At 43.7% G+C, this 14,230-nt stretch carries 14 protein-coding genes and 1 pseudogene; 5 read left to right on the forward strand and 10 right to left on the reverse strand.

Going from position 1 to position 14,230, the window contains the following annotated elements; translation table 11 throughout:
- Positions 1-134: pseudogene (locus AB4232_RS01715) on the forward strand (diguanylate cyclase response regulator); the annotation flags it as partial.
- Positions 135-267: 133 nt separating this feature from the next.
- On the opposite strand, the gene nqrM reads toward AB4232_RS01715, so the two are convergent.
- From nqrM to bolA, 9 genes are all read right to left on the reverse strand, one after another.
- Positions 268-522 carry a (Na+)-NQR maturation NqrM gene (gene nqrM / locus AB4232_RS01720; RefSeq protein ID WP_009848378.1) on the reverse strand — a complete coding sequence of 85 codons (255 nt, stop codon included), beginning with the start codon at positions 520-522 and terminating at the stop codon, positions 268-270.
- Positions 523-538: 16 nt separating this feature from the next.
- Positions 539-1,543 (reverse strand): FAD:protein FMN transferase, encoded by a 1,005-nt coding sequence (locus tag AB4232_RS01725; RefSeq protein WP_372085867.1) that lies wholly within the window; start codon positions 1,541-1,543, stop codon positions 539-541.
- A gap of 174 nt (positions 1,544-1,717) precedes the next feature.
- On the reverse strand, positions 1,718-2,944 hold the full coding sequence (gene nqrF / locus AB4232_RS01730) for an NADH:ubiquinone reductase (Na(+)-transporting) subunit F (RefSeq protein ID WP_017631923.1): 1,227 nt from the start codon (positions 2,942-2,944) through the stop codon (positions 1,718-1,720).
- Positions 2,945-2,973: 29 nt separating this feature from the next.
- The gene (gene nqrE / locus AB4232_RS01735) at positions 2,974-3,570 is read right to left on the reverse strand and encodes an NADH:ubiquinone reductase (Na(+)-transporting) subunit E (RefSeq protein WP_009848375.1); all 597 of its coding nucleotides are present in this window, start codon (positions 3,568-3,570) and stop codon (positions 2,974-2,976) included.
- A gap of 7 nt (positions 3,571-3,577) precedes the next feature.
- A complete protein-coding gene (locus tag AB4232_RS01740) occupies positions 3,578-4,210 on the reverse strand; it encodes an NADH:ubiquinone reductase (Na(+)-transporting) subunit D (protein WP_004735210.1) in 633 nt (210 codons plus the stop codon).
- Positions 4,210-4,977, reverse strand: coding sequence for a Na(+)-translocating NADH-quinone reductase subunit C (locus AB4232_RS01745; protein WP_017098020.1), 768 nt, complete (start codon positions 4,975-4,977; stop codon positions 4,210-4,212). The genes AB4232_RS01740 and AB4232_RS01745 overlap by 1 nt, the downstream gene beginning before the upstream one ends.
- A complete protein-coding gene (locus AB4232_RS01750; RefSeq protein ID WP_122054171.1) occupies positions 4,967-6,211 on the reverse strand; it encodes an NADH:ubiquinone reductase (Na(+)-transporting) subunit B in 1,245 nt (414 codons plus the stop codon). Before AB4232_RS01750 ends, AB4232_RS01745 begins: the two co-directional genes overlap by 11 nt.
- A 5-nt stretch (positions 6,212-6,216) precedes the next feature.
- Positions 6,217-7,557, reverse strand: coding sequence for a Na(+)-translocating NADH-quinone reductase subunit A (locus AB4232_RS01755; RefSeq protein ID WP_372085869.1), 1,341 nt, complete (start codon positions 7,555-7,557; stop codon positions 6,217-6,219).
- A gap of 519 nt (positions 7,558-8,076) precedes the next feature.
- Positions 8,077-8,385: a transcriptional regulator BolA gene (gene bolA, locus AB4232_RS01760; RefSeq protein ID WP_009848370.1), complete on the reverse strand. Its 309-nt coding sequence runs from the start codon at positions 8,383-8,385 to the stop codon at positions 8,077-8,079.
- Between the two features lie 174 nt (positions 8,386-8,559).
- Between bolA and AB4232_RS01765 the strand changes: the two genes are divergently transcribed.
- The 4 genes from AB4232_RS01765 (at position 8,560) to AB4232_RS01780 (ending at position 12,305) form a co-directional block, all read left to right on the forward strand.
- Complete coding sequence (locus AB4232_RS01765; protein ID WP_012603366.1) at positions 8,560-9,711, forward strand: class I SAM-dependent methyltransferase; 1,152 nt, start codon at positions 8,560-8,562, stop codon at positions 9,709-9,711.
- 66 nt (positions 9,712-9,777) lie between these two features.
- The gene (locus AB4232_RS01770) at positions 9,778-10,347 is read left to right on the forward strand and encodes a YajG family lipoprotein (protein WP_009848368.1); all 570 of its coding nucleotides are present in this window, start codon (positions 9,778-9,780) and stop codon (positions 10,345-10,347) included.
- On the forward strand, positions 10,347-10,895 hold the full coding sequence (locus tag AB4232_RS01775) for a peptidylprolyl isomerase (protein WP_009848367.1): 549 nt from the start codon (positions 10,347-10,349) through the stop codon (positions 10,893-10,895). Before AB4232_RS01770 ends, AB4232_RS01775 begins: the two co-directional genes overlap by 1 nt.
- 51 nt (positions 10,896-10,946) lie before the next feature.
- Entirely contained in the window at positions 10,947-12,305 is a 1,359-nt protein-coding gene (locus AB4232_RS01780; RefSeq protein ID WP_012603364.1) for an AmpG family muropeptide MFS transporter, read from the forward strand.
- Between the two features lie 98 nt (positions 12,306-12,403).
- On the opposite strand, the gene AB4232_RS01785 is transcribed toward AB4232_RS01780, so the two are convergent.
- Positions 12,404-13,750 (reverse strand): DUF4397 domain-containing protein, encoded by a 1,347-nt coding sequence (locus tag AB4232_RS01785; protein ID WP_372085872.1) that lies wholly within the window; start codon positions 13,748-13,750, stop codon positions 12,404-12,406.
- Positions 13,751-14,230: the final 480 nt, after the last annotated feature.

Genomic DNA, 14,230 nt, shown 5'->3' on the forward strand with positions numbered 1-14,230 from the left:
GTATCGGGTTAAGCGACTTAGTTGGCAGTTTGGATGAGCAAATAAAAGCCGCGGACGAACTACTTTATACTGCAAAAGAACAAGGTAGGAACCAACTGGTCTTTGCGCGCAATAACATGCAAATCGACCACTAGAAATTCGTTTTTGTTTCCGTTTTTAGCATTCCAAAATAGACAGTTCACTCAAACAAAAAAAGCTCAAGACGATAATCTTGAGCTTTTTATTCTAAGGGCATAGACAACTCTATTCCCCTATGACTGTCACCAATTAAGCGATACGGTCTTTACTCCAAGCCGCTTCTTTTTGTTGACGTTCTGCCAGTTTCTCTTCACGGTATGCTTCACGTGCTTCACGTTTTTTACGCGCATCACAAGGTTCAGGGCAGTTACATACTTTATCAATACCAACAGCACCTAAGCCACCACAGCTACCTTTCACAACTTTCTTTTGGATAATATAGCCAATTGACATCGCTGCGATTACTGCAAGAAAAACACCAAATGTAATCAGAAATGTATTCATAATTATCTCGCTTACCTTATTTACCTAAGTATGGCTTAAATGCTTCTGAAGCAATTTCTTTAAAGCCATCAGCTGTTTTTACCACCATGAACACTGGGATGTTATGTTGGTTTGCGACTTCCAGTCCTTTTTCTTCACCTAAGACCATAAGGCCAGTAGATAAACCGTCTGCAGTCATTGAAGACGGGTTTAAAACAGTCACTGAAACCACTTTGTGATGAAGCGGCTTACCTGTTTCTGGGTTGATGATGTGTGAATAACGAACACCATTACGCTCAAAATAGTTTCGGTAGTCGCCAGACGTTGCGATCGCCATATCACCAGGCTCGATGATCTCTTGAATGTTGCGCTCGTCAACACTTGGCTTCTCGATGGCGATACGCCAACCCACACTTTCACGGTTTAAGCCCTTCAAACGGATTTCACCGCCCACTTCTACCATGTAGTTATGAATGCCAATTGAATCGAGGTAGTCAGCAACGACATCCACGCCCCAACCTTTTGCGATAGTCGAAAGGTCAACATACAAGTTAGGCAAATCTTTGCTTAGCTTATTACCTTCAACGCTTAAGTGGTGAATACCAATCTTAGCCTTACGAGCCGCAAGCTCTTCGTCTGATGGAACCACTTCAGGACGTGCTTCTGGACCAAAACCCCACAAGTTAACTAATGGACCAACCGTCACATCCAACGCACCTTCAGTAAGACCGTTCAAACGAATCGCTTCTTTCACAACGATAGCGGTTTGTTCAGATACTTCGAATGCGTCCGCACCTTTGTGTTGGTTGAAACGGCTCAGCTCTGAATCTTCACGGTAAGTCGACATTTGATCATTCACTTCTTCAAGTAGACGATCGATCTCGGTATGAACTTCTTTAGACTCAGGAAATTCATCGCCATTGATGTACTTAATGTTATAACTGGTCCCCATTGTCGGACCACTTAAATGTACTTGCTCTCTTGCCTGCTCACAGCCCGCAAGAAAAATCAAAGAAGTTAATGCAACAAGCCAAATTCTCACTTGCTTACTCCTGTCTAATGTTGAGGATTTATATAAGGAAAAATAAGAGTGAAAAATAGGTATTTTAAATGCCTTACTCTTTCTTATATAAGCCAGTTTGTTGTCACGAGTAGTCTTAGAAAAACAAATGGCTGACTCGTAAGAGTCAGCCATAATATCAATCACTTAAATGGATTAACCACCGAAGTCATCTAGTAGGATGTTTTCATCTTCTACACCAAGATCTTTCAGCATGCCGATCACAGCCGCGTTCATCATTGGTGGACCACACATGTAGTACTCACAGTCTTCAGGAGCTTCGTGATCCTTCAGGTAGTTTTCGTACAATACGTTGTGGATGAAACCAGTGTAACCGTCCCAGTTGTCCTCAGGTTGAGGATCAGACAGAGCACAATGCCACACGAAGTTTTCGTTTGCAGCCGCTAGGCCGTCGAAGTCTTCAATGTAGAACATCTCACGCTTAGAACGTGCACCGTACCAGTAAGACATCTTACGAGTAGAGTTAAGACGCTTAAGTTGGTCGAAGATATGTGAACGCATTGGCGCCATACCTGCACCACCACCGATGAATACCATTTCATTGTCTGTGTCTTTAGCAAAGAACTCACCAAATGGACCAGAAATAGTACATTTGTCACCTTCTTTAAGAGACCAGATGTATGAAGACATCACACCAGGAGCTACGTCAGGGTTGTTTGGCGGCGGAGTTGCGATACGCACGTTAAGCTTGATGATGCCTTTCTCTTCTGGGTATGAAGCCATAGAGTAAGCACGGATCGAATGCTCTTTAACGATAGACTCGTAACGGAACAAGTTGAACTTATCCCAGTCACCACGGTATTCCTCAGGAATATCGTAATCTGCGTATTTCACGTGATGTGGTTCAGCTTCAATCTGAATGTAACCACCCGCGCGGAACGGAACTTCTTCACCTTCAGGGATAGCTAGAGCCAATTCTTTGATGAAAGTAGCTTCGTTGTTATTCGAGATAACAGTACATTCCCACTTTTTAACACCAAAGATATCTTCGTCTAGTTCAATCTCCATGTCAGTTTTCATAGCAACTTGACATGCAAGACGTTCGCCTTCGCGAGCTTCACCTTTTGTGATGTGATCAAGTTCAGTTGGAAGGATGTCGCCACCACCAGACTTAACTTTTACACGACACTGACCACAAGAGCCACCGCCACCACAAGCAGAAGATACGAAGATACCAGCGCCAGCTAGGGCACCAAGTAGCTTGCTACCAGGCTGAGTAACGATCGCCTTTTCAGGGTCGCCGTTTACAGCAATAGTGATGTCACCTGATGGTACTAGCTTAGACTTAGCGAAAAGAATCACTAGTACTAGAGCCAATACAATAATGGTAAACATCGCTACGCCAAGAATAATGCTTTGCATTTGTTATTCCTTATTACTGGGTGCTTACCCTACAGTTGAACACCAGAGAAAGACATAAAGCCTAACGCCATCAGACCAACAGTAATGAACGTGATACCAAGGCCACGAAGACCTGGAGGTACGTCAGAGTACTTCATCTTCTCACGGATACCCGCAAGAGCAACGATAGCTAACATCCAACCCACACCAGAACCGAAGCCGTAAACAACAGATTCAGCAAAGTTGTAGTCACGAGTTACCATGAAAGATACACCACCAAAGATTGCACAGTTAACTGTGATCAGTGGAAGGAAGATACCTAGTGCGTTGTACAAAGGTGGGAAGAAACGGTCTAAAACCATCTCTAGGATTTGTACAAGTGCCGCGATAACACCGATGAATGCGATGAAGTTAAGGAAACTTAAATCGACACCTTCAACAAGCGCGTTTTCTTTCAGGATGTGTGTGTAAACAAGGTTGTTTACAGGAACAGCGATTGTAAGTACTACAACTACCGCAACACCAAGACCAAAAGAAGTTTTAACTTTCTTAGAAACCGCTAGGAATGTACACATACCTAGGAAGAAAGAAAGCGCCATGTTTTCGATGAAAATCGATTTAACTAGCAGACTAATATAATGTTCCATGACTACCTTACCCCTTCGCTTCTACTTGTTCTGGTTTGAACACACGAATTGCCCAAATCAAGAAACCAATTAGGAAGAATGCTGAAGGTGCTAGAAGCATCAAGCCGTTTGGCTGATACCAACCACCGTTGCTCACTAGAGGTAGTACTTCCATACCAAATAGTTTGCCAGAGCCTAGAAGCTCACGGAAGAAACCAACAGTGATAAGAACGAAACCGTAACCAAGACCGTTACCAAGACCGTCGATAAACGATGGGATTGGCGCAGACTTCATTGCGAATGCTTCAGCACGACCCATTACAATACAGTTAGTAATGATTAGGCCAACGAATACAGATAGCTGCTTAGAGATATCGTATAGGTATGCTTTAAGCACTTGGTCTACCACGATTACTAATGATGCGATAATTGCCATCTGAACGATGATACGCACACTGTTAGGAATGTGATTACGGATTAAAGAAACGAAGAAGTTAGACAGAGCAGTAACGAACATTACCGCGATAGTCATAACAAATGCTGTTTCTAGCTTAGTGGTTACTGCAAGAGCAGAACACACACCAAGAACCTGTAGCGCGATTGGGTTGTTATCCAACACAGGCGCTAAGATGCTCTTTTTAATTTCTTTTGCACTAGACATTAGTTCAGACCTCCGTCACGAACTTTTGCTAGGAACGGACCAAAGCCCATATCACCTAACCAGAAGTCAAATGTATGTTGAACACCAACGCTAGTCAGTGTTGCACCAGAAAGGCCATCTACACCGTGCTCAGAACCTTGAGGAGCGCCACCTTTAACAACCTGAATAGCAGGTTTGTGGTTTTCGTCGAATAATTTCTTACCAACGAATTGAGCGCGCCAAGTTGGGTTCTCAACTTCACCACCAAGTCCAGGAGTTTCACCTTGCTCGTAGTAAGTGATACCAGAAACTGTGTTGCCATCAGTTTCTACCGCAACGAATGCGTACATCATTGACCAAAGGCCGTTACCGTGAACAGGGATGATAACTTTAGAAGTCTCAGCGCCATCTTTCACTAGGTATACAGTACCCGTGTTAGCACGACGAATGATCTTAGCGATGTCATCTTCAGCTGAAAGCTTGATTGACTGAGCTGGATCTTTTGCCGCTTTACGTTGGTCGTATGCAGCAGCATCGCCGTCAACGAAATCGCCAGTAGCGAAATCAACTAGACGAGGTTCGATGTTCTCTGCGTAGAGTGCTGGGATATCACCTGCAAGCTCAATACCCGCAACTTCAAGGATCTTAGTTTGCTGATCCAGAACTGCGTTAGCTTGCTGCTTAGGTTTAAGAACAACTGCAGCTGTTGAAACGATGATTGAGCACACTAGGCTCAATGCGATAACAACAAACAGCGTCTTTTTAATGCTATCGTTATTACTTGCCATAGCGCGCTAGTCTCCGCTTAATGTTCTTCTCGATTACAACGTGGTCAAACAGAGGAGCAAATAGGTTTGCGAATAGAATCGCAAGCATCATGCCTTCTGGGTATGCAGGGTTAACTACACGAATCATTACACACATTGCGCCGATTAGGATGCCGTACCACCACTTACCTTTGTTGGTAAATGAAGCTGATACTGGGTCAGTCGCCATGAAGAACATACCGAATGCGAAGCCACCTAGAACTAGGTGCCAATGCCAAGGCATGCTGAACATTGCGTTAGTATCAGAACCGATCACGTTGAACAGCGTAGACACAGCAATCATACCGATCATTACACCAGCAATGATGCGCCATGAAGCGATACGCATGTAAACGATCATCGCTGCACCAATCATAAGTGCTAGAGTTGATACTTCACCGATAGAACCTGGGATGTTACCAATGAATGCGTCCATCCAAGTGATTGCTTCACCTGATGTCACGTTCATTAGTGCGCTACCGCCGCCTTGAGCCCATTGGCTAAGAGCAGTTGCACCAGAGAAACCATCTGCAGCAGTCCAAACTACGTCACCTGAAATCTGTGCAGGGTATGCAAAGAATAGGAACGCACGGCCAGCAAGTGCAGGGTTCAGGAAGTTACGACCCGTACCACCGAAGATCTCTTTCGCCACAACAACACCGAAGGTAATACCTAGTGCTGCTTGCCATAGAGGAAGCGTTGGCGGAACGATAAGCGCAAATAAGATAGAAGTAACAAAGAAACCTTCGTTTACTTCGTGCTTACGCACCATACAGAACAGAACTTCCCAGAAACCACCGACGATGAATACCGTTGCGTAGATAGGTAGGAAGTATGTCGCACCAAGTAGCATCTTGCTGCCAACACCAGCATCGGGCCCTAAGGAGGCTCCAAGCATTTCGGTTAGCCAGTAGTGCCAGTTACCATCGATAACAGAAACTAATTCAGCGCCTGCGTACATATGGTTAAGTGCAGCGATAGCTTGGCCACCCGCGTTGTACATACCCCAGAACATTGCTGGGAATACCGCGAACCAAACCATGATCATGATACGTTTTAAATCAACGCTATCACGAACGTGTGAGCTTTTCTTTGTGATAAGACCTGGCGTGTAAAACACTGTCGCTGCTGCTTCGTAAAGCGCAAACCACTTCTCGTGTTTACCACCTGGCTCAAAATGATGCTCGATGTCTTCAAGAAACTTTTTAAGGCCCATGAAAATTACCCTTCCTTCTCAATCGTATCTAGGCATTCACGAAGTAGTTGACCGTACTCGTACTTACCTGGACATACAAAGGTACACAATGCTACATCTTCTTCGTCTAGTTCTAGCGCACCAAGTGCTTGAGCACTATCAATGTCGCCTGCACATAGATCACGAAGCAGCAATGTAGGTTCCATATCTAGAGGCATTACGCGCTCGTAGTTACCAATTGGAACCATTGAGCGGTCACTACCGTTTGTCGTCGTTGTCATGTTGAACAACTGACCTTTAAACAGGTGACCAAGGAATGAACGAGTAACAGAGAACTTGTTCTTACCAGGCATAGCCCAGCCGAATAGCTCTTTATCACGACCTTCACGTAGAACAGAAACTTGCTGATGGTAACGACCAAGGAAAGCATGTGGACCTGTTGCTTCAGTACCCGTAAGTACAGAACCAGAAATCACACGAACTTCGCCTGGCATTAACTCGCTGTCTGTCAACTCTTCAAGGCTAGCACCAATTAGAGTACGAACTAGACGTGGGTTATTCACCACTGGACCAGCCAGAGAAACAACACGCTCAGAGTAAATCTCACCAGTAAGGAAAAGCTTACCGAATGCGATAACATCTTGGTAGTTAATGCTCCACGCTACATTTTGTGCATTTACCGGATATAGGTAATGCATATGCGTGCCTGCAAGACCTGCAGGGTGTGGGCCATCAAAAACATGTTCTTCAACGTTAGACTGAGCTGAACGAGGTAAGCTAGTACCTTTTTTACAAACGTACACTTTACCGTTAGTCAGAGTTGAAAGAAGATCTAAACCAGCAACGAAAGCATCAGACTGCTCGTTAATAATTAATTCTGGCTCAGCTGCTAGCGGATTAGTATCCATAGCAGTAACGAAAATAGCCTGAGTTTCAGAATCAACTGCTGGAACCTTGCTGAACGGACGAGTTCGCAAAGCGGTCCATGCGCCAGACTCAACTAACTGAGTTTTAACCGTTTCACGGTCAAGACTTACTAGTTGGTTAGCTTCATAGCTATTGAACGTGATTTGCTCATTGCCTGCTACTTCAATCACTACTGATTGAAGAACACGCTTAGCACCACGGTTCACTTCAATAACTTTACCGCTTGCTGGAGAAGTAAATACAACACCTGGGTTCTTTTTATCTGCAAAAAGAACTTGGCCTTTCTTCACTTCATCACCAACGCGAGCATGCATCGTAGGACGCATACCAACGTACTCTTCGCCAAGCAAGGCGACTTTAGTGATGGACTTACCATCATTAATCACCTGGGATGGAGTTCCTGCGATAGGAAGATCCAAACCCTTCTTTATTGTAATCATACGCACTTGCACTACTTTATCGGGAAAAAGATTCTTTTAATTGCGTAAATTCGGGACGTTTTAAAATCGCCCTTAGACACGACATTACAGTGTCCGGTTTTGGTAAATTCGAGATACCAAAATCGCAACATTACATTAATAAACTCATCACAAAGATTATGTGAGATTTATCAGGTGCCGTATTCTAGCATTTTTTGACAACTTGATGCCATGACCAATAACTTGAATACGGCCTTAATTTGGTGAGATTTGAAGCATATGGACTCTCAAATATGTATAAATTTGACGAGCCGCACAGATAAAATGGCTTTTGAATCGTGTTTTAAACAAGAGATTAATACTCTGTCACAAACTAATATTTTACGAGTTATGTTGAAACACTGTTAATAAAAACATTACTCATTGTGGGTATTTAAAGACGCCTAATTTGACATCAATTTGAGTGATATAAACCCTAAAAACACATCAGCCTGGCGATAAAAAAGGCAGCATCGCCACCTCTTCTATCAGTTAGTTTTATTACTTACCACCGCCCATACACATAGGGCTATCTGGCACGTTATCGAGTTGCTTCATCCATTCATCTTTTGTATAAGTGTGAATAGATAGTGCGTGAATATTATTCGCTAGCTCTTCTGAGAGTGCTTTATTTACCGCTCGATGACGACCAATAAGGCGCAAACCTTCAAACGCATCGCTGACAACAATCACTTTAAAATGACTCTCAGAACCAGCCGGAACATTGTGCATGTAGCTCTCATTGACCACGTTTAAATGACTTGGTGAAAACTCATTGTGCAATTTTGTTTCGATAACTTCTTGGATCATTATGATTCCTTAATAACGTATTGGCATTATCTGTGGGGGAAGTATAAACCCTAACTGGTCGACTGTCTGAGTATTTCATAACGAACGACTTAGGTTTGGTTGAGTTTTTTCTATCTTGTTCAGGCTGCATTTGAGACAATATCTTTGTTATTTCTTACATAAGTATCTCAAGCTATGAAAACCGAACTTACTCTTCTCGATAGAACTTTGACCTTACATCGTTTCCCCAACCGTTCAAATGAAACCCTTCAAGCTTGGGATGCGGGCGACGAATACATTATTAGTCACGTTGAAGAGATGAATCTTGAACCTGGCAAACACATCCTGATCATGAACGATAGCTTTGGTGCCCTGTCGGCATGGTTCTCTAAAGATCATGATGTCACCATGATGAGCGACTCGTTTATCTCTCATCGCGGTGCGCTAAAAAACTTGCAGCGCAATCAAAGTAACCGTGTGAACTTCCTGAATACGATGGATGATATCCCACACGGTATCGATCTTGTGATCATGCAACTACCGAAAACAAACCGTCATCTAGTATGGCAATTGAGCCAACTACGCCAAGCGTTGCCAGAAGGCTGCCAAGTCATCGGTGTAAACAAAGTAAAAGATATCCACACATCTACACTTAATATTTTCGAAAAGTACCTAGGTGAAACCAAAACTTCTCTAGCGAAGAAGAAACATCGCTTGGTTTTCTCTTCACCAAATTGTCAGCCGATTCAAACGGTCGAACCTTTTGTTGAATGGGATGTAGACGGTGAAGATATTCGCCTGAAAAATTTACCGAACGTTTACTCAGGCGAGGCACTCGATCAAGGTGCTCGCTATATGCTAGAGCACATCCCTCAAGATCCTGAACTGCGTCATATTATCGATCTAGGTTGTGGCAACGGTGTATTGAGTGTAAAAGCTGGGCAATTAAACCCACAAGCGCGTATCACCTGTGTTGATGAAAGCTTTATGGCAGTGGAATCAGCGCGCCAAAATATTAAGGATAACCTTGGCGAAGAAGGTAATTTCCAGTTCATCGCCAATAACTGTTTAGATGGTTTTAAGAAAAACAGCACTTACTTAGTTATGTGTAACCCTCCGTTCCACCAACAACAAGCGATTACAGATCACATTGCATGGCAAATGTTCTGTGATGCAAAGCATGTTCTTAGCAACGGAGGCAAATTAATTGTTATTGGTAACCGACACCTCGGATACGATGTCAAACTAGCAAGACTATTTGGTGAAGCAAACGTTGAAACGCTTGAACTGAACCAGAAATTTGAGATATTACAAGCAACAAGAGAACCTGCGAATTTTAATAAATAAGCAGAAACGACGTCACAAGAATTTAAGATACCGAGCTCCTGGTGTGAATTTAGAAAGGATAAAGGAATGAAAAAACTGATTTTGGCTGCTTCTATTTTGGCTTTGACAGCATGTTCAGCCCCTCAGCAAGAACAGATCAACGTAATGCCAGAAGCTTCACTAAGCTCAAGCAACCTTGTACAAGGCAAAACATACACACTAACCAGTAAAGATGTTCGTGCCGCTCAATATGTTGCATTGGTTGATAGTGGCCGTTCAAACATTCAGCCAATTCACGCTAAGCAAAACATGCGTATTTCTCTAGAAAACGCTATTGCTCAACAATTAGAGTCTCAAGGCTTTCGTGCAAGCGTAAACAGTGAAAACTCAATTGTTTTAGAGATTCAAGAAGCGCTCGTTACCGTCAAGCACACCATCATGGAAAACCAAATGGATGGTAAAGTAACACTTGAAGTAACCGCTGAAACGCCTGAAGGCAAGCTAGTTAAGACATTCAATGGTACAGCAACTCGCACAGGTGCATTAAGTGCATCAAATGACGATATCGCAATGGTACTAAACGATGTTATCGACTTAGTTCTTAAAGAGATTGCCAATGACCAAGAGCTGCAAACTTACATGAAGGAACGTTTCTAATGGGGCGCATTCTATCTTCTATCGCATTGATGCTGGTGAGCGTGAGCGTTTGGGCTGGTCCTAAAGTGAACGTAGAAACAACATTAGGCGGCTTCACTATCGAGCTAAACCAAGAGCAAGCACCGGTTAGTGTTGATAACTTTCTGAAATATGTTGCTGACGGTAGCTACGAAGGCACTCAGTTTCACCGTGTGATCCCGGGCTTTATGGCTCAGGGTGGTGGCTTCGATCAAGATATGAAGCAATTAGCAACTTATGCGCCTATCAAAAATGAAGGCAGCAATGGCCTGAAGAATGATACTGCAACGATCGCAATGGCTCGCACCAATGCACCAGATTCTGCAACTCGCCAGTTCTTCATTAACTTTGCAGACAACGATTTCTTAAACGCGAAAGGCGGTAATCCTGGTTACGCTGTGTTTGGTAAAGTAACCGATGGTTTTGACGTTGTTCAGAAGATGGCAACAATTCCAACCAAGCGAATGGGCCGCATGTCAGACATTCCTGTCGACCCAATCGTCATCACTAAAGTGACCCTTCTTAAGTAATCCAATGTAACGCCCTTATTCTTAAGGGCGTTTTCTATACAAGGACGCCCCATGTCATCAGGCACCCCCTCTCTTTCTTGGATGCAAACTTTCCGCAGCTACTTAGACAAACGTCTACTTTGGGTGTTTATGCTCGGTTGTTCGAGTGGCTTCCCATGGGTTCTGATTGGATCCAACATGTCTGGTTGGCTAAAAGATGCCGGTTTAACTCGTGCTGCGATCGGTTATTTCGGCAGTGTGTTTGCTGTCTATGCTATTAACTTTTTATGGGCACCGTTGGTAGACCGAGTCAAACTGCCAGTTTTACACGCGATATTAGGCCAACGACGCAGTTGGATATTCTTGTGCCAAAGCTTGGTATTGATCTGTACCCTGTTCATTGCTGGAGTAAACCCAGCCAATGACTTGATGTTCACCTCTATGCTTGCTCTCGGAATAGCTATCGCCTCAGCAACTCAAGATGTCGCAATAGATGCCTTCCGTATTGATTCATTTCCAAAATCGGAAGCATCAAAGTTGCCACAAGCATCCGCAATGGCCGTGATGGGATGGTGGACTGGCTATTCTCTTCCAGGTTATCTTGCTTTTATCAATGCTGACTCAATCGGTTGGAATGGTGTGTATTACGGCATGGCTGGTGTGGTTGTCGTGTTAATGCTGTTTACTCTTTTTGTCGGAGAACCCAATACACAACGTGAAGCATTACAAGAGCAAGCACAGCAACGTCACAACAGAGTTGTGGGTTCAAAAGTCGTCGCTTGGTTCAGCGTTACAGTGCTAGAACCGTTTTATGATTTCTTCAAACGAAACGGAGTTCAAGTTGCCATCACCCTTCTACTGTTTGTGTTCCTATTTAAGATAGGTGAAGCCTTCTTAGGTAGAATGTCTATCACCTTCTATAAAGAGATAGGCTTTAGCAATGAACAGATTGGCCACTACTCTAAGTTAATCGGTTGGGGCGCGACGATATTCTTCACCTTGCTAGGCAGTATCTTCAATGTGAAATTCGGTATTGTACGCGGACTAATGATTGGTGGCATCGCAATGGCAGCCAGCAACCTAATGTTTGCGTGGATCGCTCAGGCAGGCCCTAGTGAAACTCTGTTCTTGGCAACTATCATTGTCGACAACTTCACAACCGCCTTTTCGACGGTAGCATTTGTATCTTTCTTAACCTTACTGACTGGTCAAGCTTTCTCAGCGACGCAATATGCCTTATTAGCATCCTTAGGCAATTTCGGTAGAACAACACTGGCTTCATTCAGTGGCGAGCTCGTCGATTACCTCAATGATTGGTCAACCTTCTTTATACTGACGTCATTAATGGTGATTCCGAGTTTGATCATGCTCTATTCGCTACGCCACTTTTTCACTGATTTATTAGAAAAAGCGAAAAACAACCACGAATAAAAGAAAAAGAAAGCAAAAGAGAAGAGGGGAGCATTGAGCTACCCTCTTCTCTTTTCTATTTTCTATTTTCTATTTTCTATTTGCAGAAGCTTAACGGATTAATCTGTGGTTTCACTTACTATTAAGTTAAATCCCGTTCCCATCGAATCATCAATCGCCACTACTTGATACACAACACCGTTAACTAAGGTCGCAGGCGCGGAGTCAATAGCAACAGTAGATGGATCGCCAGCCACCGTAATCGTCACATAGTAAGTTCCCGCAGCTACATAAATACCATTCGCGAAGTCTTTGAATTTCACATTACTCAACGCAGGCGTACTTCCAGAAATTCCCACGTTCTCGGTTAAATAAATATCAACCGAAGCTGCAATTGGATTAGCTGCAGCATGAGTAATGTTCAATACTGCACTGGTTGCAACAGAGCGTCGATTTTCTGGAACAACTAGCGCTTCCAAATTGAAAGGACTTACCGTCCCCACGGCATAGATACTGTAATCCATTCCGGCAAACACCGCTAAACCGTCAACATCAATGAATGTTGGAGAGGTGGTTGCTGTTTCATAAATATCGATATCGTAACTGCCTGCTGCCAAATCTAAGAAGCCACGAACTTCTTTAAACATTAGAGCATCAAGAGGAGCAAACTTAGCCGAGTTTACAAACACATCCACAGAGGGTGCACCATCAACTAAATGCCCTACTCTCACTTCTGCAGATTCTGCCATGTCGTAAATTATAGATGAACTTTTGCCATCCATTACCATCAGCTTCACCGGAGACGTACTGGTTGAATCCGCTCTTGGCACGGCTGCAATGGTCAGCTCGCTACCAGCAGGGAGAGTGATCTCTCCTGAATCAAACGCGATAGCACTTCCACTCACGGTTTCTAATCTCACACGATATTGACCAGCAGGAATATTGAGCACATCGGTAAATCCTTTGTATCCCAAAGTTCCAATCGGTGCGCCTAGAGGATCATTCGGTGCTGTAACGTATAGATTCACATCACCAACTCCAGTTGCCGCGTGAACAACTTGCACATCCAAACTCGAACTCGTCGCCGTGCCTGCTGCAGGTCGTGTCACAACGAGAGCCTCAACTGGGTTGTTGGAACCGTCAGCGTCACCGACCACCATCACCGTGTAATCTAAATCACCGCTTAAATTGAACTGGCTTGGTGGAATCACCGTCGCCACACCATCTCCAGGGAGTTGAACATCGACCTGAAGAGTTGTCTGGCCTTGATTGACCGAGGCATAACCAGATGCCTGAGCATAATCAACCCCTGTCCAACGAGCCTGGCTATTAACTAACACATTAGCTAGTGGAGCATCTGGCGATGCGTGAACAGCTTGCAGCTGGGTTGTAGGTTGATCGTCATCATTACACCCTACAATGAATAGGGCTGACATCGCTACAGCGAGTATAGGTGAATATTTCATTGGTCTTCTCTCCAAAAAGTTCGACCAGTTCGTCACACAGAAGATCAGCTCAGGAGCAGATCCCTAAATGTTGCCTCAAAATTGGTGCAATGAACGGTCTCAATATTGTCAGCGATGAAAAAACAACCAGAGTTAAAAGTCAGGTTAGTCATCACATGAATTGTTCATCAATTGATTCAAACTTCAGTACGGAGTTGCTTGGAAATGGATCAAAGGCAGGATCGAAACGTTCGCTGAGTGAGGTGTTTTTTACGAGAAAACGCTTAGAAAGAAATACTGTTGATTTTGATATGCATGTCACGCTTTTTGGTGGAATCGTTTGCTTAGAGCGGTATTTCACCAATTTATACACGAAATAATCGAATTTCACAAAATCAATAGAAGTAGGGACTCATCAAGATGCATAGCAACATTAAAGTTCCATCATTTCGATCATTAGTGTGATCGCTCTCACCATAATAATCATAGTTTTCACTCCGT

Origin of the sequence: Vibrio sp. 10N.286.46.A8 (assembly GCF_041470165.1) — a bacterium.
Classification (GTDB): Bacteria; Pseudomonadota; Gammaproteobacteria; order Enterobacterales; family Vibrionaceae; genus Vibrio; species Vibrio tasmaniensis_A.

Excerpts from the sequence above, each read along its gene's own strand:
- nqrM (WP_009848378.1), bottom strand. The coding sequence starts at position 522 with ATGAATACATTTCTGATTACATTTGGTGTTTTTCTTGCAGTAATCGCA.
- nqrF (WP_017631923.1), bottom strand. The coding sequence starts at position 2,944 with ATGCAAAGCATTATTCTTGGCGTAGCGATGTTTACCATTATTGTATTG.
- nqrE (WP_009848375.1), bottom strand. The coding sequence starts at position 3,570 with ATGGAACATTATATTAGTCTGCTAGTTAAATCGATTTTCATCGAAAAC.
- AB4232_RS01740 (WP_004735210.1), bottom strand. The coding sequence starts at position 4,210 with ATGTCTAGTGCAAAAGAAATTAAAAAGAGCATCTTAGCGCCTGTGTTG.
- AB4232_RS01745 (WP_017098020.1), bottom strand. The coding sequence starts at position 4,977 with ATGGCAAGTAATAACGATAGCATTAAAAAGACGCTGTTTGTTGTTATC.
- AB4232_RS01750 (WP_122054171.1), bottom strand. The coding sequence starts at position 6,211 with ATGGGCCTTAAAAAGTTTCTTGAAGACATCGAGCATCATTTTGAGCCA.
- AB4232_RS01755 (WP_372085869.1), bottom strand. The coding sequence starts at position 7,557 with ATGATTACAATAAAGAAGGGTTTGGATCTTCCTATCGCAGGAACTCCA.
- bolA (WP_009848370.1), bottom strand. The coding sequence starts at position 8,385 with ATGATCCAAGAAGTTATCGAAACAAAATTGCACAATGAGTTTTCACCA.
- AB4232_RS01765 (WP_012603366.1), top strand. The coding sequence starts at position 8,560 with ATGAAAACCGAACTTACTCTTCTCGATAGAACTTTGACCTTACATCGT.
- AB4232_RS01770 (WP_009848368.1), top strand. The coding sequence starts at position 9,778 with ATGAAAAAACTGATTTTGGCTGCTTCTATTTTGGCTTTGACAGCATGT.
- AB4232_RS01775 (WP_009848367.1), top strand. The coding sequence starts at position 10,347 with ATGGGGCGCATTCTATCTTCTATCGCATTGATGCTGGTGAGCGTGAGC.
- AB4232_RS01780 (WP_012603364.1), top strand. The coding sequence starts at position 10,947 with ATGTCATCAGGCACCCCCTCTCTTTCTTGGATGCAAACTTTCCGCAGC.
- AB4232_RS01785 (WP_372085872.1), bottom strand. The coding sequence starts at position 13,750 with ATGAAATATTCACCTATACTCGCTGTAGCGATGTCAGCCCTATTCATT.